The sequence below is a fragment of the Croceifilum oryzae genome, from assembly GCF_030814315.1.
In the GTDB taxonomy this organism is placed as follows: Bacteria; Bacillota; Bacilli; order Thermoactinomycetales; family Thermoactinomycetaceae; genus Baia; species Baia oryzae.
This window is the reverse complement of record NZ_JAUSUV010000003.1, coordinates 78,771-102,702: the sequence shown is the minus strand read 5'-3', so window position 1 is coordinate 102,702 and position 23,932 is coordinate 78,771. Positions and strand designations below refer to the sequence as shown.

The 23,932-nt window shown below is 40.5% G+C and carries 25 protein-coding genes; 9 read left to right on the top strand and 16 right to left on the bottom strand.

The window, feature by feature from the left end; all coding sequences use genetic code 11:
* Positions 1-52: 52 nt before the first annotated feature.
* Entirely contained in the window at positions 53-2,086 is a 2,034-nt protein-coding gene (locus J2Z48_RS03720) for an alpha-helical endospore appendage domain-containing protein (RefSeq protein WP_307251194.1), read from the bottom strand.
* Between the two features lie 244 nt (positions 2,087-2,330).
* Here J2Z48_RS03720 and J2Z48_RS03715 point away from each other — a divergent pair, with 244 nt between their 5' ends.
* From J2Z48_RS03715 to J2Z48_RS03705, 3 genes are all read left to right on the top strand, one after another.
* Positions 2,331-2,978 carry a response regulator transcription factor gene (locus tag J2Z48_RS03715; protein WP_307251192.1) on the top strand — a complete coding sequence of 216 codons (648 nt, stop codon included), beginning with the start codon at positions 2,331-2,333 and terminating at the stop codon, positions 2,976-2,978.
* A complete protein-coding gene (locus J2Z48_RS03710; RefSeq protein ID WP_307251190.1) occupies positions 2,971-4,383 on the top strand; it encodes a sensor histidine kinase in 1,413 nt (470 codons plus the stop codon). Before J2Z48_RS03715 ends, J2Z48_RS03710 begins: the two co-directional genes overlap by 8 nt.
* Before the next feature lie 145 nt (positions 4,384-4,528).
* Entirely contained in the window at positions 4,529-6,859 is a 2,331-nt protein-coding gene (locus J2Z48_RS03705; protein ID WP_307251189.1) for a glycoside hydrolase, read from the top strand.
* Between the two features lie 89 nt (positions 6,860-6,948).
* On the opposite strand, the gene J2Z48_RS03700 is transcribed toward J2Z48_RS03705, so the two are convergent.
* The 5 genes from J2Z48_RS03700 to J2Z48_RS03680 form a co-directional block, all read right to left on the bottom strand.
* Positions 6,949-7,332, bottom strand: coding sequence for a VOC family protein (locus J2Z48_RS03700; protein WP_307251188.1), 384 nt, complete (start codon positions 7,330-7,332; stop codon positions 6,949-6,951).
* 189 nt (positions 7,333-7,521) lie between these two features.
* Entirely contained in the window at positions 7,522-8,289 is a 768-nt protein-coding gene (locus J2Z48_RS03695) for an SDR family oxidoreductase (protein WP_307251187.1), read from the bottom strand.
* A gap of 56 nt (positions 8,290-8,345) precedes the next feature.
* Positions 8,346-8,792 (bottom strand): MarR family winged helix-turn-helix transcriptional regulator, encoded by a 447-nt coding sequence (locus J2Z48_RS03690; RefSeq protein ID WP_307251185.1) that lies wholly within the window; start codon positions 8,790-8,792, stop codon positions 8,346-8,348.
* 247 nt (positions 8,793-9,039) lie between these two features.
* On the bottom strand, positions 9,040-9,432 hold the full coding sequence (locus tag J2Z48_RS03685) for a hypothetical protein (RefSeq protein ID WP_307251183.1): 393 nt from the start codon (positions 9,430-9,432) through the stop codon (positions 9,040-9,042).
* 180 nt (positions 9,433-9,612) lie between these two features.
* Positions 9,613-11,049: an amino acid permease gene (locus J2Z48_RS03680; RefSeq protein ID WP_307251428.1), complete on the bottom strand. Its 1,437-nt coding sequence runs from the start codon at positions 11,047-11,049 to the stop codon at positions 9,613-9,615.
* A gap of 425 nt (positions 11,050-11,474) precedes the next feature.
* On the opposite strand from J2Z48_RS03680, the gene J2Z48_RS03675 reads away from it, so the two are divergent.
* Both J2Z48_RS03675 and J2Z48_RS03670 read left to right on the top strand, forming a co-directional pair.
* Positions 11,475-12,134 (top strand): hypothetical protein, encoded by a 660-nt coding sequence (locus J2Z48_RS03675; RefSeq protein WP_307251182.1) that lies wholly within the window; start codon positions 11,475-11,477, stop codon positions 12,132-12,134.
* 49 nt (positions 12,135-12,183) lie between these two features.
* Positions 12,184-12,666, top strand: a complete 483-nt coding sequence (locus tag J2Z48_RS03670) for a divergent PAP2 family protein (RefSeq protein WP_307251180.1) — start codon at positions 12,184-12,186, stop codon at positions 12,664-12,666.
* Between the two features lie 81 nt (positions 12,667-12,747).
* Here J2Z48_RS03670 and J2Z48_RS03665 read toward each other — a convergent pair whose 3' ends face one another.
* Complete coding sequence (locus J2Z48_RS03665) at positions 12,748-13,023, bottom strand: YuiB family protein (RefSeq protein WP_307251179.1); 276 nt, start codon at positions 13,021-13,023, stop codon at positions 12,748-12,750.
* A gap of 171 nt (positions 13,024-13,194) precedes the next feature.
* Here J2Z48_RS03665 and J2Z48_RS03660 point away from each other — a divergent pair, with 171 nt between their 5' ends.
* Positions 13,195-13,965: a chlorite dismutase family protein gene (locus tag J2Z48_RS03660; RefSeq protein WP_307251178.1), complete on the top strand. Its 771-nt coding sequence runs from the start codon at positions 13,195-13,197 to the stop codon at positions 13,963-13,965.
* A 48-nt stretch (positions 13,966-14,013) separates the two neighbouring features.
* Here the strand turns inward: J2Z48_RS03660 and J2Z48_RS03655 are convergent, their stop codons facing one another.
* On the bottom strand, positions 14,014-15,201 hold the full coding sequence (locus tag J2Z48_RS03655; RefSeq protein ID WP_307251177.1) for an NAD(P)/FAD-dependent oxidoreductase: 1,188 nt from the start codon (positions 15,199-15,201) through the stop codon (positions 14,014-14,016).
* A 320-nt stretch (positions 15,202-15,521) separates the two neighbouring features.
* Between J2Z48_RS03655 and J2Z48_RS03650 the strand changes: the two genes are divergently transcribed.
* On the top strand, positions 15,522-16,502 hold the full coding sequence (locus J2Z48_RS03650; RefSeq protein WP_307251176.1) for an NAD(P)/FAD-dependent oxidoreductase: 981 nt from the start codon (positions 15,522-15,524) through the stop codon (positions 16,500-16,502).
* Between the two features lie 166 nt (positions 16,503-16,668).
* Here the strand turns inward: J2Z48_RS03650 and J2Z48_RS03645 are convergent, their stop codons facing one another.
* Positions 16,669-17,025 (bottom strand): HesB/IscA family protein, encoded by a 357-nt coding sequence (locus tag J2Z48_RS03645; protein ID WP_307251174.1) that lies wholly within the window; start codon positions 17,023-17,025, stop codon positions 16,669-16,671.
* Positions 17,026-17,093: 68 nt separating this feature from the next.
* On the bottom strand, positions 17,094-17,333 hold the full coding sequence (locus J2Z48_RS03640; protein WP_307251171.1) for a Spo0E family sporulation regulatory protein-aspartic acid phosphatase: 240 nt from the start codon (positions 17,331-17,333) through the stop codon (positions 17,094-17,096).
* A gap of 315 nt (positions 17,334-17,648) precedes the next feature.
* Between J2Z48_RS03640 and mqnE the strand changes: the two genes are divergently transcribed.
* Positions 17,649-18,746 (top strand): aminofutalosine synthase MqnE, encoded by a 1,098-nt coding sequence (gene mqnE, locus J2Z48_RS03635; RefSeq protein ID WP_307251169.1) that lies wholly within the window; start codon positions 17,649-17,651, stop codon positions 18,744-18,746.
* A gap of 60 nt (positions 18,747-18,806) precedes the next feature.
* Here the strand turns inward: mqnE and J2Z48_RS03630 are convergent, their stop codons facing one another.
* The 4 genes from J2Z48_RS03630 to cysK are packed head-to-tail and all read right to left on the bottom strand — an operon-like array spanning position 18,807 to position 21,474.
* Entirely contained in the window at positions 18,807-19,046 is a 240-nt protein-coding gene (locus tag J2Z48_RS03630; RefSeq protein ID WP_307251166.1) for a YuzB family protein, read from the bottom strand.
* A gap of 21 nt (positions 19,047-19,067) precedes the next feature.
* Positions 19,068-19,391: a DUF1462 family protein gene (locus J2Z48_RS03625; protein WP_307251164.1), complete on the bottom strand. Its 324-nt coding sequence runs from the start codon at positions 19,389-19,391 to the stop codon at positions 19,068-19,070.
* Positions 19,388-20,542 (bottom strand): bifunctional cystathionine gamma-lyase/homocysteine desulfhydrase, encoded by a 1,155-nt coding sequence (locus tag J2Z48_RS03620; RefSeq protein ID WP_307251162.1) that lies wholly within the window; start codon positions 20,540-20,542, stop codon positions 19,388-19,390. Before J2Z48_RS03620 ends, J2Z48_RS03625 begins: the two co-directional genes overlap by 4 nt.
* Before the next feature lie 5 nt (positions 20,543-20,547).
* Complete coding sequence (cysK, locus tag J2Z48_RS03615) at positions 20,548-21,474, bottom strand: cysteine synthase A (RefSeq protein ID WP_307251160.1); 927 nt, start codon at positions 21,472-21,474, stop codon at positions 20,548-20,550.
* 220 nt (positions 21,475-21,694) lie between these two features.
* Here cysK and J2Z48_RS03610 point away from each other — a divergent pair, with 220 nt between their 5' ends.
* Positions 21,695-21,922, top strand: coding sequence for a NifU family protein (locus tag J2Z48_RS03610; RefSeq protein WP_131849634.1), 228 nt, complete (start codon positions 21,695-21,697; stop codon positions 21,920-21,922).
* 69 nt (positions 21,923-21,991) lie between these two features.
* Here the strand turns inward: J2Z48_RS03610 and opp4C are convergent, their stop codons facing one another.
* Entirely contained in the window at positions 21,992-22,900 is a 909-nt protein-coding gene (gene opp4C, locus J2Z48_RS03605) for an oligopeptide ABC transporter permease (protein ID WP_307251151.1), read from the bottom strand.
* 12 nt (positions 22,901-22,912) lie between these two features.
* Positions 22,913-23,884: an ABC transporter permease gene (locus J2Z48_RS03600; RefSeq protein ID WP_307251148.1), complete on the bottom strand. Its 972-nt coding sequence runs from the start codon at positions 23,882-23,884 to the stop codon at positions 22,913-22,915.
* Positions 23,885-23,932: the final 48 nt, after the last annotated feature.

Sequence of the window (23,932 nt, the reverse complement as noted above, 5' to 3'; positions counted from 1 at the left end):
TTGAGAGCGAATAAAAGCCTCTAAAGGGGTTATTTCTACTATAGATAAATATTTAAAATTTTACGCGTACACCTTGTGGTCGAATCCCTACTGTAATGGTAGTGAGTATCGTATTTGTAGTCCCATCTATGACAGAGACATTATTAGAAACACTATTCGCTACATAAATCCGATGGGTCACTGGGTTTACGCCAATCCCGAATGGGCCATTCCCCACTGTAACAGTAGCAAGTACCCTATTTGTATTTCCATTTATGACTGAGACATTATTAGTATTAGTATTCCCTACATAGATCAGATTTGTCCCCGTGTTTACACCCACACCTATTGGACCATTACCTACAGTAACAGTAGCGACTAAAGTATTTCCATTTCCATTTATAACAGAGACATTATTAGTAAGATTATTAGCTACGTAGATCTGATTGGTTCCTGGGTTTATACCTACATCTAGTGGACCACCCACTCCCACTGTAACAGTAGCAAGGATAGTATTTGTATTTCCATTTATCACTGAGACATTATGAGAAAGAAAATTCGCTACATAGATCTGATTGGTTCCTGGGTTTACGCCTATACCTGATGGGTTAATCCCCACTGTAACAGTAGTGAGTATCGTATTTGTATTTCCATCTACGACAGAGACATTATTAGAAGTACTATTCGCCACATAAATTCGATTTGTCACTGCGTTTACGCCTATACCGGACGGGTTAACTCCTACTGTAATGGTAGCAATTCTAACATTTGTATTTCCATTTATAACAGAGACATTATTAGAAAGAATCCCCCCTACATAGATCCGGTTTGTCACTGCGTTTACGCCAATCCCGAATGGATTAGTTCCCACTGTAACAGTAGCAATTATCGTATTTGTATTTCCATCTATCACAGAAACACTATTAGAACCACCATTCGCTACATAGATCACTGGCGTATCTGTAAAGGTCCCTGTTGGACCTGTAGCCCCTTGTGGACCCGTATTTCCTTGGGGGCCCGTATTTCCTTGGGGGCCCGTATTTCCTTGAGGACCCGTATCTCCTTGGGGACCAGTATTTCCTTGGGGGCCCGTGTCTCCTTGGGGACCGGTGTTTCCTTGGGGACCCGTGTCTCCCTGGGGACCGGTGTTTCCTTGGGGACCCGTGTCTCCTTGGGGACCGGTGTTTCCTTGGGGACCGGTGTTTCCTTGGGGACCGGTGTTTCCTTGGGGACCGGTGTTTCCTTGGGGACCCGTGTCTCCCTGGGGACCCGTGTCTCCTTGGGGACCGGTGTCTCCCTGGGGACCCGTGTCTCCTTGGGGACCGGTGTCTCCTTGGGGTCCAGTATTTCCTTGGGGACCCGTGTCTCCCTGGGGACCGGTGTTTCCTTGGGGACCCGTATCTCCTTGGGGTCCAGTAAGACCGAGTTCTTCGACGATTGCTTTAACGATATCTGCAATAGCCCCAGACGTTCCAGTAGGCACTTCTAAACTCACATTGGCAGAACCGGAGGTTACTGTAATGTCTAACGTATTGGATAGAAAGTTTAGCGTATCTCCGAAACCGAGTGGAACGTTTCCGTCAGCTCCTGAATTCCCTTGAACCCCGATTAAGAAAGCACCTGAAGCAAAAGTTCCTGTCGGTCCTTGAGGCCCTGTGTTACCCTGAGGCCCGGTATTTCCTTGTGGTCCGATATCTCCCTGTGGACCTGTGTTCCCTTGTGGTCCCTGAGGTCCGATAGGTCCAGGAGGTCCTCCTGATGACCCAGTGACTCCCGCTGGTCCTTGAGGTCCCGTTGGTCCTCTTGTAACGTCTGTGTTTAAAACGTTTTCTAACTTCTGGTTTAAAATCCACTCTTTCTTCCCGATTATATTAATGGTATCACGAACACTTTCATTGATTGTAAGTAAGTCCGTAATCGAGGGTTGAAAAGTGGTGGACACTCCGGGGAGAGTACCTAGAACATATTGAAGCTTTTCTCCTTCCGCATTAATAATATGACTTAAGCCTAGCTCTTCTAACGCAATAGAGGACAGCAACAGATTTATCGCATCTTCTCTAGTGATCTGAATGTTGGGGGAAATATTAGGGATATTAGCTTGAGACATATTTAAACCTCCTAATTTCCATCTATTTATACTGAACCTTTAAATATTATCTATCAAACATAGATGATTTCAATCTATTGTAACTATAATTATTGTATGTAAAATGCTAGAGAGGGGTTACGACGGAAAAGCGTGGAAATATCATGATCCTTTTTAGTAACCGTCACAGGATACATTAGGTAGTATCCCATTTTATAGATTTGGATACAATTCTTAGAAACTAAATAATACAACGGAGGAACTAATGAACGTTCTAATCGTAGATGATGAAAAAGACATGCTAAAAATCCTAAAAGCTTACTTTGAACGTGAAGGATACCCTGTGTTTCTCGCTGAAGATGGAGAACAGGCACTTGATCTCTTTTACAGCAACAAAATTGATCTCGTGGTTTTAGACTGGATGATGCCCCACGTGAGCGGTTTAAGCGTATGTAAAGAAATCAAGAAAAATAGTAACGTAAAAGTTCTCATGCTAACCGCTAAAAGCGAAGACGAAGACGAGTTAACAGCATTACATATAGGCGCAGATGATTACATAAAAAAGCCTTTTCATCCTGGAGTCCTATTGATGAGAGCGAAAAAACTAATGAGCGAAGATAAAGTAACCTATCTTGGAGAGATAAAAATTGATTTTCAGGCAAAGAAAATCTATAGAGGAGAGCAAGATCTACAAGCCACGAAAAAAGAACTGGATTTAGTCGGTTGCTTTCTACGAAACAAGGGCAAGATCTTAACCCGAAAAGACCTATTAGATCTCGTCTGGGGAATGGATTATGTAGGTGACGAACGAACAGTTGATACACATGTAAGAAGATTACGAGAAAAGATCGGCTCAAATCTCATTAAAACGCATCGAGGTTTAGGGTATAGCTTGGAGAATGTGGATGAATAAACTCGGAAGAAAACTAGCTATCACCATTTCCATCTCTATCATGTTACTTTTTTCACTTTCTATGCTGGCCAACTATTTCTTTCTACCCAATTACTATAAGTACCAGATTAGAAAAGAGTTACAAGCCGTAACGCATGAAATCGAAACGACTCCTACTCCAAATTTGGATGAACTCATTGCTAATTTGGAAGAGAAGTATAGTGTGAACATTGTATATGAAAAAATAGTAGATAATGAAGAAGATCTGAATTGGAAGTTGCGTGAACAGCTAGCACGGAAACGAATCAATTTAAATAAATTTTGGATCACCCAGGATACTTTGCACAAAGTAAAAGAAGGACAAAATCAATATGTGTTATACGATCAAGGAAAGCTAAAGTCGAGTTTTTCAACAAGTTTGATCGAAAAGGACAATTTGCTTATTGTTGTGGGTGTTTCGATTGTTCATTTTCGGGAAGCGGCTGAGGTAATTAATTCATTTATGATTTACACTTTTGGATTTGCCATTTCCATTCTCCTCTTTTTGGTTTGGATATGGTCACGCAAAATTACAAACCCTTTGAAGGTCTTAACGGATATTTCACAAGACATCTCTCGTCTCGATTTCAAAAAAGTGGATATAAAAACCAATGATGAAATTGAAGACTTAGCCGATAGTATCAACAAAATGAGCGATGAACTCAAAACAGCCCACGATGACTTGAAAAGGAAAAATCAAAACCTAAAACGGTTTATGTCTGATATCACGCATGAACTGAAAACGCCTTTGGCTTTAATGAAAGCATACTCTGTAGGAATTCAAGATGGGCTGGACGATGGTACATATCTTCAGACGATTTTAAGGCAAATCGATAACGTATCCTCTTTGATCGATGAACTATTAGAATTCTCGAGAGTAGAACGGGAAGAATTAAAAAAGAAGGAGTTTGATTTAATCTCACTCTTTCACTCTTGTTTGGAGAAGCATCAAATTGAAATTCAACAAAAACAGATCTATCTTGATGTCCAAACAACCATAAGTCCCGCCATACAAGTATATGCAGATCCCAGTAAAATCGAAAAAGTGTTAAATAATCTAGTAAGCAATGCAATCAAATATACAGAAGGAACAACGATTCGAGTCAAATTTGATGAAACAAATGAGGATGTCCTCTTCACAATAGAGAATCAAACAAGCCTGCAAGATCCAACGGACATCGCCAGAATATGGGAGCCTTTTTATGTAAACGAACTCTCTCGCAACAAAGATAAATCGGGAACGGGGCTTGGGTTGGCCATTGTTCAATCTATCTTACAACGTCATCAACTAAAATATGGCATTAGGCTATTAGATGGAAGCATTCAGTTTTATATCTATTTCCCAAAAAGCTTTGATACAACGAATAGAGGACTTGATTCCCAGTAGATCTGAGGAATCAAGTCCTCTTTGTTATGGGCACGAAAACTCAAAGAACTACTAAGAGCTTTAACTAGATAGAAACTTTTTCTTGTATGTAACAATGGCGTCACATTGAGGCTTTATAGTGATATCAACTGAAGGAGGCTTCAAAATGAAAAAGAAAATAAAACGTTCGATCATCTCTATGTTGATCTTTTCACTTGCTATTACGAGCGTTATCATCTATTACACAAAAAATAGTACAGTAAGCGCAAACGTTAATCAGCCTTTTAATTTCCAATATCGGGACTTTGGATTTGATGCAAATCCAGAAACAGGCGAGATTGTTATCAACAAAGATGGGGTGAAAGAAAGTGCATCTCTTCCTTTGCCTAAGCAGAAAGTGACGAATCTAAAAAAGACAGGCCAATCCATCTCATGGAGTTATCCAGATAGTAAAATGGATTTCAACATTGAGAAAAAAGATCACTATCTTGATATTAAGCTAACATCCACAGGAGCCAAAGAGTTTGAGTGGCCAAAAGTTAGTGCAGATCATTACACGTTACCCCTAGGAGAAGGAAAATATATTCCAAATAATGACAAAAATTGGAAAGAGTACCTCAAAGATGAGAAGGAAATGTCGTTTTCATCTAGCTTTTCAATGAGATTCTTTGGCCTAAATAACAAGAAGTACTCGATGGTCTACATCGCAGAGAATATGTTTAATGATACCATTCGCTTCCAAACCGATGACAAAATTAAATTTAGTTTTGTTCATGAGTTTCCTTCTATTAATCCAAAGAAGGAATATAGTTTCCGCCTATATGTAACAGAAAACAATCCTGTCGAGATCGCTCAGGTATATAAAAATTATGTAAAAGAAATCGGTCAGTTTAAAACACTCCAAGAGAAGGCAAAAGAAAATCCAAATATTGAAAAACTGTATGGAGCTCCGCATTTTTATCTATGGAATGACTTTGCCTTCACCAAAGAGAATATCAATTGGGCGAAGCTAAAAACAAAGTTAACGGACCCATTGGTTTCTTGGATCGAACAACTGTTAAAACAGTATACACAAGATGGTTCTACTGAATTTACGAAAACAATCAGTCAAATAAAGAACCAAACTTATATGGATCAATCCCAAAAAAATACGATTTTACGCTCACTCAATACCATCTTGAAACTTGAGCAACTTTACAACAAAGATGTTTTTCAGAATATGGATGACGAATCAAAGAAAATGATCGAAAACGGTGTTAGCCGCTTAAGCGAACAAGAATTATACACATTGAATAAAAAGCTACTGAAAAGTGTGTTAACCGATTCCATCGATGACATCGAAGAATGGGGAAAAAAGGACACAGACATGATCCAAGATATGAAGCGCTCAGGCATCAAACAGGCTTGGATCGGTTTGCAAAACTGGGCGAACGGATTAATGAATCCAGATTTAGTCCAAAAAGCCAATCAATCTGGATATCTAGTAGGTCCATACGACTCTTATCACTCGATTCATGAGAAGAAAAATGTGGGCTGGAATACAGCTTCATTTGATGATCCTAACTTATACGAACAGGCAACCATTACAAAGAAAAATGGCCAAAAAGAAAGTGGGTTTTTAGGGAAAGGTAGAAAGCTGAATCCAACTCTATCATTACCGAGTGTCAAACAACGGGTATCAGGAATCTTAAAGAATGGGGTTTCCTTTAATTCTTGGTTTATCGATTGTGATGCGACAGGTGAAGTGTTTGATGATTATTCGCCAAATCACATTACAACACAAGAACAAGATATGAAGGCAAGATTGCAGAGAATGAGCTATATTCGAGACGAAAAACAAATGGTGATTGGCTCAGAAGGCGGCAATGATTTTGCTAGTCCTGTCATTTCATATGCACATGGTATCGAAACACCTGTTATCAAATGGGGTGATCCAGATATGCGAGAAAATAAAACAAGCCCTTATTATGTAGGAGCATACTGGTCACCAGACGGCTCGATCCCTGAAAGATACAGCAAGTCGGTACCCATTAAATCACAATATAGATCTATCTACATCGATCCCGTGTATTCACTTCCTTTGTACAAGTTAGTCTATAATGATTCGGTTATTACAAGCCATCATTGGGAGTGGGGAAGCCTCAAAATTAAAAATGAGGTTGGAAACCGAATGCTAAACGAATTACTGTATAATGTTCCACCGCTCTATCATCTTGACCAGAATACATGGAGCAAAAATAAAGATATGATTACGTCCTATACAAACACATGGTCTGAGTTCCATAAAAAAGCGGTTACCAAGCCAATGACTCGATTTCAAACGTTATCCCAAGACCGTTTAGTCCAAAGTACAGAGTTTGGAGAAGATATGAAGGTAATTGTAAATTACTCTAATAAAGACTTTGACTATAACGGTGAGAAAATCAAACCCAAGACAGCAGTTCTATACGATGGAAATTCGAAAAAAGTATGGGATGTATCAAAATATAAAGATTAAGTAGCTTCTAGACACAAACTACCTAGTGTATGGATGATTAGCAAAAGAGAGAGATTCTTCCCTATCTACAAGGTGAAGAATCTCTCTCTTTATGCTTTCGCAAACGTAAGCACATACCCATTATTATCCGCAATCGCAAACTCAGTTGCCCCGTAGAATGTTGTATGCGGTTCATAGAGGACGTTACACTTTCCCTGCAGCTCCGTATAAAGATGCTCAAAATCATCCACATCCATATATAGACTTACTGACGGCTGTACCTTTGGCGTCTCCAAGATTGGATATTCTTGAGTCAGACTTGCTCGTTGTTGAATCATTAAACTAAGCTTGTCCTTCTGTAGGATAGCAAATTGCAACTGTCCGTTATCATTTGGCACAGATGTAACAAGCGAAAACCCTAAGATCTCCTGATAAAAAGCCAATGTTTCCTCTACACTTTCCACCATCAAATTCGTCGTCATGCTCTTATACATATCACACTTCTCCTTTCCATCTATCGTAATTTTCAATTTTTAATCACTTATCATTAGTATAAAGTAACAGGAGGCGAAAGCCAAAGAGCTTATCTCCCTTTTCGATCCTACTCATGAATTTGAGTTTTTTTCGTTGTTTAAAAAATTACCCCTCCACACGTTTTCAATCAGGTGAAGGGGTAATTTTTGTTATAGCGATGCGATTGAATCTTTCATAGCGTGGTACATTTTTTCTGCGTACCCGTCTAGTTGATCTCGAGACATACACAAACGTTCTGCGGAAGTGCTATATCCGATTTCCGCTTCTCCTGCTTCTAATCCTTTGAAAATGCCGTCTGCAAAATCATGTAATGGCTCTACATGCGTACGAAGCCATTCTCCTCCTAAATCAGTAGCAACTGCTGGTGGAACGACTTCAATCACCTCTACAGATGTATCAGAGAGCTGGCGTCTGAGGCTCATGGTAAAAGAATGAATCGCCGCTTTAGTAGCTGAATAGATCGGAGTTACAGCAAGAGGGGTAAAGGCGAGCCCGGATGATACATTTATAATCGTCGCTTCTTCTTTTTTAGCAAAGAATGGTGCGAGCAACATAGTAAGATGGATCGGAGCATCCAGATTAGCTGTAATTTCTTGATTGTAGTGGCTCCAATTATCCCTCGCGTCTGCTGTTAACACGTTGAAACGCTGTAAGATTCCTGCATTGTTGACTAGTACATTTACTTCTGGATGATTCGTGATGACCCAATCAAATAATGCGATCCGCTCGGATTCGATTGTCAAATCGCATGTATACGTAATGAGACTTGGAAATTGCTCTTTCGCTTTCTGCAGAGCGCCTTCACGTCTGCCGCAGATTAGTACTCTGTTCCCCATCTTGATAAAACGTTCTGCAAAAGCCAACCCGATCCCAGATCCTCCGCCAGTAATGAGGATTGTGTTTCCTGTCATTTTCATATAGACTCCACCTTTTGTTTATTTAATTAGTCAAGCTAACTAATAGGGTAAAAAAATTATATATCCATTTTGATTAGTAATTCCAGCAACCGAGCGGTCTCTTCTTCTGTTAAATTGTTAGTGAGATTCGCGCAAGTCTGCCAGTAGTGTGGTAAAGCGAGATTCAAAAGACGAAACCCTTCTTCGGTTATGGTTACATGAACCCTTCTCTGATCCTCAGGAATGATGGTCCTGGTGATCAACCGATGTTCCTCTAACCAAATTAATTGTTTGGTTACAGATGCTCTTCTAATGCCTAGATAATCCGCAATTTCGGACGGCTGTAATGGCTGGTCTACTCTTGTATTGAATAGTAGCATGAGCAAAGCAAATTTGCTTTCAGAAATCTGGAATTCTTTCAGCGTAACATTTATCGCATCTAGAACATCGTCTGATATCTGTAATAGCACTTCTCCTAAACGGGCTCTCGTGTTAGGAGGGATGGTAATCGAATGTTCTTCCACAAAAATACCCCTTCCGCAATTAGTTTCCTTAGCTAATTAATAGTATAGTGAGGAGAAAAAGAAATGTCAACAGGGAAAAACACATTCAAATGAATACTATTATATATACGAAAAAGGAACCACTTCTAGCAAAGCCCCTCACCAGTAACCTCTCCTTTTCATAAAGAAGGAGCCCCATTATAGAGGCCCTCACTTCGGCATGTGCAACACGATTCATCATATAACGGAAAGGCTAGTTTCTCTTACACTATCTAATCTCTTCTACAGTACCTTGAAATTGAGCTCCTCCAAAAGAAGGAGTTACTTTAATCCTGTATTGGGTACCTTGGTACGCTCTATGGGTAATCGTAATGTTTATCCCACATTTTTTATCCTTTGTATCATACCAAACACCGTCTTTTTGCTGCTGTACCTTCATGCATAGACCCCCAGAGCTACTAGGATCATTTTTATAGATATTCCAACGCAACTTTGAGGAAGTGGTACTCATAGGTCCAAATGCCCCCTGATTCTCTAGACTATCAGAATACCAAGGACCATGATGTGTATCACCAACAAAGGCTGTTGATGCAAACACATTTGCTGTAAGCGATAAGGATAACGCGAAAGTTAGGAAACCAATTGCCCACTTCTTTCTCATGCCATTCATCCTCCTAAATGAATCTCTTCCTCTCAATCTTCTCCAATGAAGCCTACTTACAAACATGACAAAGGGCCTTCCATTGGAAAGCCCCTTGTTACATCAATGTATTTTCTATTCAAAAAGAAAGAAAACATTGCCCCAAAACAACTATAGCAAGGTTTTCTTTCTCTCATCCGATTAAGCCTTTTCGTTTCTCTTTATGTTAATAATCGGCATGAAATCCGCTTTCTGCTTCTTGATTTCCTCGCCATTCTTTCTCATAAATAAGAAGTAAACAAGGTACATCACGAGCACAGCAGGCACACCATATTGAACATAGATCTTAGTTGCTTCATCAAACCAGTTACTTACAAATACAGCAACACAACAAATGAAGCCAAAGATCGGTACAAACGGATACAGCGGTGTACGATATTTTAGATCTTCTATTTTTCCGCCTTGCGCAAGATATTTACGACGGAAAAAGAATTGAGATGCACAGATCATGATCCAAGAGAGAATAGCAGTCATACCAGCGATATTCATCAGTCCTTGATATACTTTATCAGATGGTAAGAAGTAAGTTAGGAAAGAAAGGGCTGCTACTGCAAAGCTGACTATCAAAGCGATAAATGGTACCCCTGAAGCATTAATTTTCCCAAATGCTTTTGGCGCCATTTTATTACCCGATAAGGAATATAACATACGACTTGATGCATATAGACCCGAGTTTGCTACGGAAAGGAGAGCCACTAACACGACTCCGTTCATAATGTCAGCTGCATAGGGAACGCCGATTTGTTCGAGTGCAAAAACAAATGGACTTTCGAGTACACCGGCTTGCTTAAACGGTACAATAGCGTTTAGTACTGTCATCGCTAATCCAAAGAATAAGATCGTGCGCCATACAGTCTGACGAATCGCACGTGGAATAACACGTTCTGGATCCTTCGATTCGCCTGCTGCAACCCCGACTAACTCGGTTCCTTGGAAGGCGAAGTTTACCGCGAGCATCGTAACGAAGATAGAACCAATCCCCGTTGGGAAAAGTCCGTCTTTTGTAAAATTAGAAAATAGCGGAGCTGAACTTGCGCTTTTGATATCTATGAAGCCAAACATAGCCGCTCCACCAATGAGAATAAACAATACCACCGCAGAGATCTTGATACTTGCAAACCAAAACTCTGCTTCAGCAAAACTACGTCCCGAGAATGCATTTACTAAAAACATCACAGATCCAAATAAAATGGACCAGATTACAATATGAATATCCGGGAACCAACGTTGCATAGCTCCACCAATCATCACAAGCTCTAAGGCCACTGTTGCCGCCCAGCCTAGCCAATACAACCAGCCTACTACAAAGCCATGCGACGGACCGATAAAGCGGGTTGAGTACTCTTGGAAAGAGCCTGCTGTTGGCATCGCTACCGATAATTCACCTAAACATAGCATTACGAAATACATAATGAGTCCGCCAATTAAATATGCCAATACGGATCCAAGTGGACCAGCAGTTTGGATTGCATAACCTGACATATTAAAGAAACCCGTTCCGAGTACTCCACCAAGTGCAATCATAAACAAGTGACGGCTTTTCATGGAACGTTTGAGACCGTTCTGAGTTGTCTCCATCATAATTCGATTCCCCTTAATAAATGATAGTGTCAAATTTATGTCGTTTCATAAGTACTAGCATGATTTTATATTTATTTATATTTGTTGTATACAGGTTTTTTTTGTAAAACTTCTTGCCTCCAAATTGTAAGCGTTTTCTTTCCTTATATACCAGTATATATGGATTTTCTCCCCTAGCTAATTATATTTTGATCAATATGTATCAAGCTTATATTTAACCATATGTCCATTCATGAATAAGCATTCATTCGCATACATTTTGTTATTATCATTCGTTAAGGATTCATGACTTTTCCAAATATGGATATTATATTCTGTATAGAGGATAAAAAATTCACTTTCATGCCTCAAATCAATCAAGATAAGAAAATATTATCGTATATAATTTATAGATCATATTTTATAGAAAAGAAGGTTTACTTATGAACAGAAAAGATAGGGTTGAAAATAGAAAGTTCGATTTCAAAAAGAGGTTACCCCTTATATCAGTAGTGATCGGGATAGGAGCTGTCTTGTTAACCGTAGCTTATATGCTCTTTTTTCATAATGGAGCATTACAAGAATTTAATAAAAAGATTAATCAAGTACAGACAAGTAATCTGAAATACGGAGAATTATCTGCTACGTCTTCCGAAATCTTTAAAAAGGAAAAAGACATGGTTCTGGCACTAAAGCCTGCGATTGAAGACAACAAGGACGCACTAAAACAAATTGTTCAATTAATTGAAGAACAACAAAAAACAACTGAACTTCAAAAAACAGAGCTTGCAAAAAGTAAAACCACCTTTCCAGAGTTAAAGAAGCAACTAAACGAAATTCCATCTGATTACCGTCCTTCTGCAACCGAGCTCATCTCTCAATTTGAGAAAGCGACGAATCAAAGAGAGCAAGTCTATCAACAAAGTGAGCTTGTACTAAAGCAGGAGCATGACTTTTACCTTGAGCTAAGCCAAGGGAAGATGGGCATGCACAAGATCGATCAGAAAGAGTATGCGAAATTAGAACAGCTTAGAACCCAATTAGAAAGCCAAATTAAAGATGAACAAAAGGCTTACCAAGCATACGTTGATAAAACCAAGTAGATCATGAAAATGAACTCATTAGGTAACTCAATCGGAGGGAAAGGAGGATGTGATCTTGTTTGCTCAACTCTTCGATAATTTTTGCCTATGGACTTCTGTTACTGCTATTTTCTTAGCTCAGTTCGTAAAGGTCTTATGGAATTTCTCGCTACATCGAAAGTGGAATTGGAGATGGTTTTATCTTTCAGGGGGAATGCCTAGCGGGCACACTTCAGCGGTAACTTCACTGGCAACCTCCATCGGGATTACACAAGGCTTTCATACAACTTCCTTTGCGATCGCCACCATCATCGGCATCATTGTCATGTATGATGCTACAGGGGTTCGCAGGCAAGCAGGTATGCAGGCCCAAGCTATCAATCAACTAATTGACGACTTCGCGGCCTTACTCCACGAAATTCGAACATCCAAGTTGAATTTAGAGCACCGAAACCGGTTAAAGGAAATTTTGGGACATAAACCAATCGAGGTATTTGTGGGTGCTTGGTTCGGGATTTTTGTCGCATTGATCATGCTTATGGTTTGGTATTAAATAGGTAAATAAAACAGCTCGCATCTGGTTACTAGTTACCAGATGCGAGCTGTTTTCATATTCCTCAGTACGTGCGTGATACTAAAACATCTTATATCCCTTCACTCGCAATGTTTGAATGGTCCATCCACTCGCAAGAGCACCTACTAGTCCAGCGATTAACCATGAAACATCCACTAAATGGATGTGTTTCATCTGAGATGCAATATAGGCTACAAACCCTGCATACACGATAATGGGTAGCCAAGTCGTTTTAAGAATCATATTTAATATAAAGCCAATACCAAAGAAGAAAACAAGCAACAGCACAATTGAAACGGCCAACTGTGGTATCGAAATCGGCATAGAAGCATCCATTAGACTATCCTCCGTTCAAAGCTTAATAACAAAACCAACTCTATCTTACTGAACCTCGTTCTATGGGTCAACTCTTAAAACGTTTGCGTTTTGATGGTTTCTTTGGCACAATAAGGATGATCTTTGTTCATGATTGAACAAATAGGCTACTCAAAAAGTGAGGAATGAAGAATGAGACCACAACAAGGTAGACCATCCTTTACAGGGCGTCCTGGAGCCGCTCCATCTTCTGCTGAAGGCACTCCACGTCCACAGTTACCCACCCAATATGTAAATTTCTCTTTCTTTAAAGTAGATCCTGCTTGGCGTCGTCTTTCGCAAGAAGAGCAAGAGCAAGGGAAAGCAGAATTCGCAGCAGTTGTAAAAGAATATCAAGGAATGAAAGGGAATTTTATTCTCCCTTATTCAATGGTAGGCATTCGCCCTGATGCTGAATTAATGCTTTGGAGAATTGCTAACGAGCTTGAGACATTCCAAAAAATGACCTCTGAGCTCATGCATACAGGTCTAGGGAAATATTTAACCATTACGTATTCGTATCTATCGATTACCAAACGTAGTGTTTATGTAGATAAAATGGATCCTGAGCATCAAAACCCACGAACCCATATCATCCCAGGACAATCCAAATACTTATTTGTTTATCCTTTTATTAAGACACGCGATTGGTATCAACTCTCCTTCCCAGCCCGCCAAGGGATGATGGATGAGCATATTCAAGTAGGAAGCCGTTATCCATCGGTTAAACTAAATACAACTTATAGCTTCGGGATTGACGATCACGAGTTCGTTGTAGCGTTTGAGACGGACGATCCGAAAGACTTCTTACAATTGGTACAAGACCTTCGTGAAACCGAAGCAAGCCGCTATACATTGCGTGATGTACCGATGTTTACCTGCATCTCACATTCTGACGTCATGGATGCATTAAACACTCTATAAACATAAGCAAAAGCACCCTTCCATCGCGGAGAGTGCTTTTTTGTTTGCCTATAATTTCCCTTTACGTAGAACAAGTGAAATTCCACCTAAGAGAAATAACCATTTGATGTCGATTATTTTCTTCATAAAGCTCGCCGAACCACCGAACAGCTTTTTAGATCCCACAACGCCAATCGCTACTCTGTTACCTAAAGAAGCAACCGTTCCCTTAGGTGCATATTGGAATGCGTCAACACTTTCCCCTCTCATTAATTGAGGTAAGTGTTTACCAAGGTATTGACCTTGTTGAGTAGAAATCTGTGCAGTTGGAGGGTAAGGACGCTCTCCATCTTTCGGGATGACTAAAGAGCTATCGCCTAACACATAAATGTTATCATGACCCGGTGCACGTAAATTTTCATCTACCTTCACACGACCACGCATGGTTTCAATCCCGGATTCCTCCACGAGCTTGTTACCACGAACACCACCAGTCCAGACAACGGTAGATGATTTAATCTCTTCTCCACCTTTTAGGACAACTCCATCTTTTGTACACTCTTCGATCGGTACGCCAAGGTAGAATTCTACACCTTTTCCTTTTAGATATTCTACAGCGTAGTCAATAAGCGCTTGATCAAAGCCCGGTAGTACCGTTGGTGCTGCTTCAATATTTACAATCCGTAGCTTTTCTTGTGGAAGATCGTATTCACGACAGAGTTCAGGAAGTCGATCTACCAACTCACCTATATACTCAATCCCTGTAAATCCAGCTCCACCCACTACAATTGTAAGATACTCTTCTTTTGGGTCATTTTTATAGCGAGCAAACATATATTCCATATGCTCACGAATCATACGGACACTATCAATGTTACGGATAAAGAAGGCATTTTCCAAAAGACCTTTGATCCCAAATGTCTCTGGAGCACTTCCAAGTCCGATCACCAAGTGATCATAATCAAATGTATTATTTTCCAAGTACACCTTTTTTTCACTTGGATTGATCGAAGTTACACGATCTACGACAAAGTTTACGCGGTTTGTATTGATCACGGAGGCAATGTTTACACGTGCGTGATCATGATGAGCCGTACCAGCTGCCGGTTTATGCAACTCAGTAGTAAAGTAATGATAAGGGTTTTGGTTCACCAATGTAATCTCAGCATCAGAAGCTCCAAGTCTTCTCGTTAAACCTTTCACAGTCATAAGACCGCCATAACCTGCACCTAGAACCAGAATCTTAGGCGTTGCCACTATTCATCACATCCATTTTGCTTATTACACATACCAAAATATGTTTATTCTCTCACAAACTAAGAAATGTAGGCCCGACAACGAGTTCCATATACTAATTACCAAACCTTATCATATGACCTCTTTAGACATTTGGCAAGGGATTTTGTATATATTGTGTCCGTTATTTTGTTTTATAGCCACGAAAAGATTATTTTAAAATGTTATGCGTTTTATCTGTCTAATATGGAAATAAGTAAGAAAAAACGTTGGCTTTCTGGTATAATGTTTCTAAGTTTTTTTTATATTCCAAATCAAATTAAACCTTGGGGGAAAATTCGTTGATTCCTACAGATATTACGATTATCGGTGGAGGGCCTGCTGGGCTGTTTGCTGCTTTTTATGCGGGGATGCGGAAGTCTTCGGTCAAAGTAATCGAAAGCATGCCTCAATTAGGTGGACAGTTATCGGCTCTTTATCCAGATAAGTACATCTATGATGTAGCTGGATTTCCAAAAGTGACAGCGCAAGAACTAGTCGATCAGTTAATAGAGCAAGCCTCTATATTCAAACCTGAATACTGTTTAGATGAGAAAGTAATGGAGGTTCATAAGCGAGATGATCAATTATTTGAGATCGTCACCAACCAACAAACACATTATTCTAAGTCCATCATCATTACAGCAGGCTGTGGCGCATTTGAGCCAAGACGAATTTCACTACCGAATGCAACTCGATTCGAGCAAACGAATCTCTTTTACTTTGTAAATGATGTTTCACGCTTTGCAGGACTGGACGTAGTCATAGCAGGCGGCGGGGATTCAGCCTTGGACTGGGCTCTTATGCTTGAGCCTGTTGCCAAAAGTGTCACATTGGTCCATCGCCGAGATAAGTTCCGCGCTCATGAGCATAGTGTCGAACTACTGGAACAATCCGCTGTACGAGTCATTACACCGCGAGAGATTACGGAACTACACGGTGGAAGTCAGATTACCTCCATTACACTGAGCAACCAGAAATTAGGGGTCACAGAAGAAATTCATGCGGACGCTCTTATTGTAAGCTATGGTTTCGTTTCCTCATTGGGACCTATTGCAAACTGGGGGCTACAGGTGGAAGACGGCGGAATCGTAGTAAATTCTAGTATGGAGACCAATATCTCTGGGATCTATGCAGCTGGGGACATCGCGCATTATCCAGGGAAGGTTAAGTTAATCGCAGTCGGATTTGGAGAAGCTCCGACCGCAGTAAATAATGCGAAACGATATATTGATCCTGCGGCGAAGGTACAGCCGGGGCATAGTTCGAGTATGTCATTTTAGGGGATAAGATCCGAGATAGAAAAATCAAAGAGAGACAAAAGGGATTTCAGCTATTGGGTAATCGAAGGCGGGATACGACCTATTGAACCATGTATGAATCCACCAAATAAGAAAAAGCCTTCTTTCAGATGACCAAATTCTGAAAGAAAGCTTTTTCTTATTTGTATTAACAATCTCCTGGTTTTCCAGCCTCTGTTGCTGTGCGGAATGATGAACCACAACCACAGTTTGCGATTGCATTTGGATTTTCGATGCTGAAACCGCCGCCCATCATGGACTCTTTATAATCGATAACGGTGCCAGCAAGAATGGGACCACTTGTCTCATCAATAATTACTTTCACCCCATGTAGATCGAGTACCGTATCACCTGGGTTCTGCTGTTCATCAAAACCCAAACTATATGATAGACCACTGCAACCGCCTTGGGTAACACCTACTCGCAAGAATTGTTGCTCTGGATTATCTGTATCAGTTAACATTTCTTTGACTTTAAGTACAGCTTCCTCTGTTAATATAATCATGGATTTCACCCTCCTGTAGCACAAGTATACTGCTCAGGAGACGAACAATTCAAGCTACTTACAAAGGATTAACCGACATATTGGTACATTTCGATGGCCGAACATTCTTTCACATGAATATGATTTTTTCGAATTTTGTAGATATTTTTCCTCTTACCCCCGCACATACGATGCCATTCATTATGAAGTTGATCAAGCTCAACACTTAACTGATAAACAATTGGGTGACCTATTCCCATTATTTTGGCTGTTTCTTCCATCTGCAGTCTAACTACCTCAATCTTCTCCTCTAGTTTCCGCTTTAACAACGGAAACCCCCCCCTTTATACTTCTAAAAGTGGACTATCTACCATTTTCTAGTATACACCATTCCTTCGACGAAACGGAACCACTATTTTACATTTTTTTCTAAATTGTTATTTTTTGTATGATTTGTACAGACAAACCTTGACACAAAGGACCGCTCCTGGCCAAATTCTCTCTTTCTTCGATACCAATTACATCTTTCGTTCGATTATGTTAGAATGAGGTCATCTTTCAAAGTCGAAAATCGTTATTGAGTTACTCAATATCATAGCATGTTTCGTCTTATTTTTTATGACTTGAGAGGAGAAGAGTCAAAAATGGATACTCGATTTCAGGAAATTGCAGACAAAGTACGCCATGGTGAGCGTTTAAATCTACAAGATGGTTTGTACTTATACGAGACGCCAGACCTGCTCTCGGTTGCACAACTAGCTAATGAGGTAAACCTAAGCCGAAATGGTAAAAAGGTATATTTTATTCAAAATATGTATATTAACCCCACAAACGTATGTGAAGCAAAATGCTCATTTTGTGGATTCCGCCGTGATCCAGGAGAAGATGGCGCCTATACGATGTCTCCTGAGGAACTATTAGAATATGTGGGACACCGGATGACAGACAATATTCGTGAGTTTCATATAGTAGGTGGGCACAACCATAAAGTACCATTCGATTACTATCTCGATACCATCTCGATTCTAAAGAAGAATTATCCAAATGTAACCGTAAAAGCATATACAGGAGCTGAAATTCAATTCTTCGCGAAGATTAGCGGACAATCTCCCGAAGAAGTCCTGCGCGCTCTCGTAAATGCCGGCTTAGATACCATGCCTGGTGGCGGTGCGGAAATTCTTACAGAGCGATATCGCGAGAAAATGAGTCCTGATAAAGCAAGTACGGATGAATGGCTAGAAGCACATCATATCGCTCATAATCTCGGACTAAAAACGCATGCTACCATGCTGTATGGATCGATTGAGACGAAAGAAGAACGCCTCATCCATATGATGCGAGTACGGGAGCTACAAGACGAAACCAATGGTTACCTCGTATTTATCCCACTTGCTATGCAACCACGTAGCATTAACGCAGGGATTCGTCGCCGAACATCTGCGATGGACGATATGCGCACGCTTGCCATTAGCCGTCTGATGTTGGACAACTTCCCACACGTGAAGGCTTACTGGATTAATATCGGTACGCAGCTTACTCAGCTATCCATGCATTATGGAGTTTCCGATATCCATGGCACATTAGTGGAAGAACGAATTAGTCATGCTGTTGGTGCTCTTACTCAGAGCGCATTGACCCGTGATGAACTCGTCTGGCTAATCCAAGGTGCGGACCGAATCCCTGTTGAGCGTGATACATTCTATAATGAGATTAAGGTGTTCGAACCTGCTATGAAGAAGTAGAACGATCGTTTTATAGAAAGAAGGGATGGTTTCTGTAACCATCCCTTCTTTTTTTAATTCCTAAAAACGAATCTCCATTTCATCGATCGCCTTATGAATGGCAATAAGTAGCTCCTCTGCTGTATCGGCTTTAATCATATCACCGTTGACTAGGGCATAAGGTTGTGTAGCACAAATCCCACAGTACCCTAGACAGCCATAATCGAGCACATCGTAATCGAGGTTCGCTTCGAGCTTCTTTTTTACTTCTGCTATCTCTGGAGTTGCGTTGTTTACGCAAAACTCAATGAGTGGCCGCACGTTTCTCTACCCTTTCACTCTTTAAATCGGTTTCACACCCAGATTCTCAATATATTGATACAATGCCCTTAATTTCGGATTCCCCTCCGCGAGAATTTCATCTTGAATCACCACAACGGGATACCACAGATTCTCCTCTATAATTCGGTTGGAAAACGCTTGATCCTGCTCGTTTTCAGGTGCACAGATATCGATATAGCGAACCTTTACCTGCTCTCCAAATTTTCTTAGCAAAGCCGCTTCAAGCCAAGTAGCTGTTTCGACAGCAGAAGGTAGGGTAACGCAACTGGAACAATTTTCTTTGGTCCCATATACCAAAACCTCAATTATGGACGTTTGATTCACACGTTACTCCCCGCAGTCACTTCCATTGCTTGGGCTAAATCTTGGATCAAATCTTCTACATCCTCTACTCCAACGCTAATCCGGATCAGACCATCTGTAATCCCTAGTTCAGCACGTCGCTCTGCTGGAATCGATGCGTGAGTCATGCGAGCAGGTACAGAAATCAAGCTTTCCACTGCTCCTAAACTCTCAGCCAATGTAAAATATTTCGTTTTACTTAAAATTTGATCCGCGCGCTCTTCGCTTCCTACATCAAAGGAGATAATCCCGCCATATCCTCTTGCCTGAATGCTAGCCATTTCATGCCCGGTATGGGTTACAAGTCCTGGATAATAAACCTTGCTTACTTGCTCGTGATTAGACAGCCACTTTGCCAATTGAACCGCATTGGCTTCATGCGCTTTCATCCGCAGTCCGAGTGTCTTTAATCCTCTGATAAGCAGCCACGAATCCTGTGGTCCGAGTACTGCTCCGATTGAATTTTGTACAAAATGCAACTGCTCACCTAGCTCTTCATTTTTTACAGCTACTAAACCAGCTACTAAATCACTATGCCCACCTAAGTACTTCGTAGCACTGTGAAGGACAATATCTGCACCTAAATCAAGTGGGTTTTGCCAGTACGGAGTTAGAAACGTATTATCCACGATACTAAGCAAATTATGCTTTTTTGCAATGATTGCAAGTCCTTTTATATCAGTCACTTTTAGTAATGGATTACTTGGCGTTTCCATATAGATCGCCTTTGTATTAGGACGAATCGCCGCTTCTACATTTGATAATACACTCGTATCGACGAAAGTAGATTCAATTCCTAGGCGACTAAAGACTTTGCTTAGTACACGATATGTCCCACCGTAAATATCATCCCCAACTACTAAATGATCTCCTTGGCTAAATAAACTAACAATCGTCGAAATTGCCGCCATTCCTGATGAGAAAGCAAATCCACGAACTCCATTTTCCAAGTCTGCAATTAGCACCTCAAGTGCATGACGTGTTGGATTGCCTGTTCGAGAGTATTCAAATCCCTTATGATTTCCTACTCCATCTTGTTTATAAGTAGATACTTGATAAATCGGAACACTTACAGCCCCTGTATGCTCATCTCCAAAAATTCCACCGTGAATTAATTTTGTATCCATCTTCATCTTTCTTACACCCCACCTTGATAGATTTTTTTACTTAAATATCGCTCTGAACTATCTGGAAAAATAACCACAATCCTCGTCCCTGGATTACCTTTCTGGGCCTCTTCCAATGCAGCATAATAAGCTGCCCCAGATGAACTTCCTACCAACAATCCCTGCTCCCTTGCTAAGTCTGATACCATAGCAAAGGAATCAGAATCATCTACCGTATAGATTTGATCCACTAAGTCATGTTCAAAATAAGGCGGTATAAATTCTAAGCCAATTCCCTCCGCCTTATGAGGACCTACTTCTCCTCCACCTAAAATAGAACCTTCTGGCTCTACAATGACTGCTTTCACTTTTGGATCTTTCTCTTTTAGATATTTCGTGACACCGACAAAGGTTCCTGCCGAACCAGCCCCTGCTACGATGACGTCTACTTTATTATCCATTTGATCCCAAATCTCGGGACCCGTCGTCCCATAATGAATACGTGGATTAGCTGGATTGGCAAACTGTTGAGGCACATAGGAATCCGGAATCTCTTCCGCCAATTCTTGACACTTACGAATCGCTCCTTTGATCCCTTCTTCCGTCGGCGTATTGACAACCTCTGCCCCCAATGCTCGCATTAACTCCTGCTTTTCCTGAGAGAACTTCTCCGGAACGACAAAAATCACTCGATACCCAGTGCCTACAGCCGCTAACGCCACTCCAATTCCAGTATTTCCCGCAGTAGGCTCAATAATCGTCCCACCTGGCTGCAGCTTCCCTGTTCGCTCTCCCTCGGCAATCAAGGCCATACCCAACCGGTCCTTCACACTTCCTCCGGGATTCATAAACTCCAATTTCGCATATACTTCAACCCCTATGGGAATACGTGAATCATGTAGTTGAACAATCGGAGTTTGTCCGATTAACTCTTTCACATTTCGGTATACCTTTTTCATATAGTACCTTCTTCCATAGAATTAAACATTTTTAAATAAATAAAACTTACATTTATCTTATCAATTTACTAGGGGTAAAAAAAGAGAGAGATTTTACATGAAAGAAACCCTACAATCTCCATTGATTTTATTTACCAAAAACTCTACAATGAGGATATTAAATAATTAAGAACAATTCTCACCCGTGAGGGATTGTTGACTCGAAGGGAGTATAACAAATATGACTTTAGAAGAACGCGTACAAGAGGTTTTAGATAAATTACGTCCATATATCCAACGTGATGGTGGCGATGTAGAACTAGTTGAAATCGAAGATGGTATCGTTCGCGTACGCCTACTTGGTGCTTGTGGATCTTGCCCAAGCTCTACGATTACACTTAAAGCAGGAATCGAACGTGCATTGATGGAAGAAATTCCAGAAGTACGTGAAGTTGAACAAGCACTTTAATATAGGGAAAGGCTATCTAGTAAAATGATGGACTAGATAGCCTTTTTTCTTTGTTTATCTATTTATTTTCTATCTACGAGTCGATTTTGTATCAAAAGCATCTCGCAGACCATCACCGATGAAGTTAATAGATAGTACGGTTAAAACAATCAGAACACCCGCAGGAATCCATTGCCATGGTCGCTCTGTCATGATGGTATAATCCATTCCATCATTTAACATTCCTCCCCATGCAGGAGTCGGATCAGGTATACCGAATCCTAGGAAACTCAGTGCTGCTTCAATACTAATCATCTGTGCCATCAATAAAGTTGCATTTACGATGATAGGTGCAATCGCGTTGGGCATCATATGCCTAAAAATAATACGGAAGTTTTTATTCCCGATTGCTTTCGCACTTTGTACATATTCCATCTCACGAAGTGATAAGAAGATTCCCCTTACGAGACGAGTCGTTGTAGGCCAAGACGTCAACGCTAGGGCCGTTATCAGTAGCGGAACGGTAGTCTTCTCAAAAATAGAGATTAGAAAGAGAACAAACACGAGGAATGGGAAGTTCAACATTAAGTCTGTAAATCTCATCATGAGACTGTCTATTTTCCCTCCAAAATAGCCCGCTATCGCTCCAAAGGTAATCCCAATTACAACCGTAAAAAACATGGTACAAAAACCAACCACCAAAGAAACTCGTCCACCTGTAACTAAGCGGGAATAAATATCATAGCCCATCGAGTCTGTTCCTAGAAAATGCTCACTACTCGGGGATAAATCTTGACTCGTAAGATCTGTCAATTCTGGATTATGTGTGATTAACCATGGGGAAGCAATAGTTAGAATAACAATGATGGAAAGAACAACCAAACCCATAAATGCCATTTTATTCTGTAGGAACCTTTGAAAACCTAGCTTAAAAGGAGAGGCATGCTTCTCTTCCTTTTTCAGACTTTTCTTGTTTCCCAATTCAACACTAACCTTCATAAGAGTCACCTCCTAGTCATATTTAATTCGTGGATCAACGAATGCATATAAAATATCTGCAATTAGATTTCCGATGAGAACCGCCATAGAGGTCATCATCGTGATCGCCATCACAACTGGATAATCACGAGTTGTAATAGACTGTATATATAATTGCCCCACTCCTGGGAAGCCAAAAATAGTCTCTGTTATAATTGCACCACTTAATAAGAGACCTAGATCGATCCCAAACAACGTAACGAGTGGAATTAAAGCATTGCGCAATACATGCTTCCTCAAAACCTTACTCTCCGAAAGTCCCTTCGAACGAGCTGTTCTCGTATAGTCTTGTGCTTTCGCATCTAGAACACTTGCCCTGACATAACGATTATATTGGGCGATATTAATGATCGCTAACGTCATAGCAGGCAAAATAACATGATGCAATCGATCCATTAGATATTCTAGACCCTCATATCCCGAGGCTTCAGTCTCCGAACCACTGTACGGAAACCATCCTAACTGAAATCCAAATAAATAAATTAATAATAGCCCTGCAAAAAATGACGGCATCGAAAATCCGATGAAGGAAGCACTGGTAAGGGTATAATCCAACTTGCTATACGGTTTATTAGCTGAGAGGATCCCTAGAGGTATCGCAATCATATATGTAAAAATCAATGAAACTATACCAAGAAATACGGTCTTCCCTATACGTTCACTAAGTAAATCCTGAACCAAAACTTTCTTATCAAATGAGACGCCAAAATTCCCCTGTACAAAATTCTTAGCCCAAAAGAAAAACTGTTCCACAGGCGGTTTATCGAGCCCAAAATCTTCTTTTAATTTAGCAATATAATTCGCATCTGCATGTTGATCCAACTTGCCAGCCAACGGATCTCCCGGTGCTAATTGCAATAAAGTAAATAGAATGATCGAAATAAGAACGATCATCGGAATGGTTCCTAACAATCGGCGAGTAATATATTTAACCAAGCTCTTCACCTCTCTCTACTGATAAATGAAAAACGTGTAGCCGTGTTGACTACACGT

Coding starts and splice junctions, on each gene's coding strand:
- opp4C (WP_307251151.1), bottom strand. CDS start 22,900: ATGAAGGTTAGTGTTGAATTGGGAAACAAGAAAAGTCTGAAAAAGGAA.
- cysK (WP_307251160.1), bottom strand. CDS start 21,474: ATGAAAAAGGTATACCGAAATGTGAAAGAGTTAATCGGACAAACTCCG.
- J2Z48_RS03680 (WP_307251428.1), bottom strand. CDS start 11,049: ATGGAGACAACTCAGAACGGTCTCAAACGTTCCATGAAAAGCCGTCAC.
- J2Z48_RS03710 (WP_307251190.1), top strand. CDS start 2,971: ATGAATAAACTCGGAAGAAAACTAGCTATCACCATTTCCATCTCTATC.
- J2Z48_RS03695 (WP_307251187.1), bottom strand. CDS start 8,289: ATGAAAATGACAGGAAACACAATCCTCATTACTGGCGGAGGATCTGGG.
- J2Z48_RS03715 (WP_307251192.1), top strand. CDS start 2,331: ATGAACGTTCTAATCGTAGATGATGAAAAAGACATGCTAAAAATCCTA.
- J2Z48_RS03675 (WP_307251182.1), top strand. CDS start 11,475: ATGAACAGAAAAGATAGGGTTGAAAATAGAAAGTTCGATTTCAAAAAG.
- J2Z48_RS03620 (WP_307251162.1), bottom strand. CDS start 20,542: ATGAAGATGGATACAAAATTAATTCACGGTGGAATTTTTGGAGATGAG.
- J2Z48_RS03720 (WP_307251194.1), bottom strand. CDS start 2,086: ATGTCTCAAGCTAATATCCCTAATATTTCCCCCAACATTCAGATCACT.
- J2Z48_RS03700 (WP_307251188.1), bottom strand. CDS start 7,332: ATGTATAAGAGCATGACGACGAATTTGATGGTGGAAAGTGTAGAGGAA.
- mqnE (WP_307251169.1), top strand. CDS start 17,649: ATGGATACTCGATTTCAGGAAATTGCAGACAAAGTACGCCATGGTGAG.
- J2Z48_RS03645 (WP_307251174.1), bottom strand. CDS start 17,025: ATGATTATATTAACAGAGGAAGCTGTACTTAAAGTCAAAGAAATGTTA.
- J2Z48_RS03665 (WP_307251179.1), bottom strand. CDS start 13,023: ATGGATGCTTCTATGCCGATTTCGATACCACAGTTGGCCGTTTCAATT.
- J2Z48_RS03685 (WP_307251183.1), bottom strand. CDS start 9,432: ATGAGAAAGAAGTGGGCAATTGGTTTCCTAACTTTCGCGTTATCCTTA.
- J2Z48_RS03660 (WP_307251178.1), top strand. CDS start 13,195: ATGAGACCACAACAAGGTAGACCATCCTTTACAGGGCGTCCTGGAGCC.
- J2Z48_RS03610 (WP_131849634.1), top strand. CDS start 21,695: ATGACTTTAGAAGAACGCGTACAAGAGGTTTTAGATAAATTACGTCCA.
- J2Z48_RS03705 (WP_307251189.1), top strand. CDS start 4,529: ATGAAAAAGAAAATAAAACGTTCGATCATCTCTATGTTGATCTTTTCA.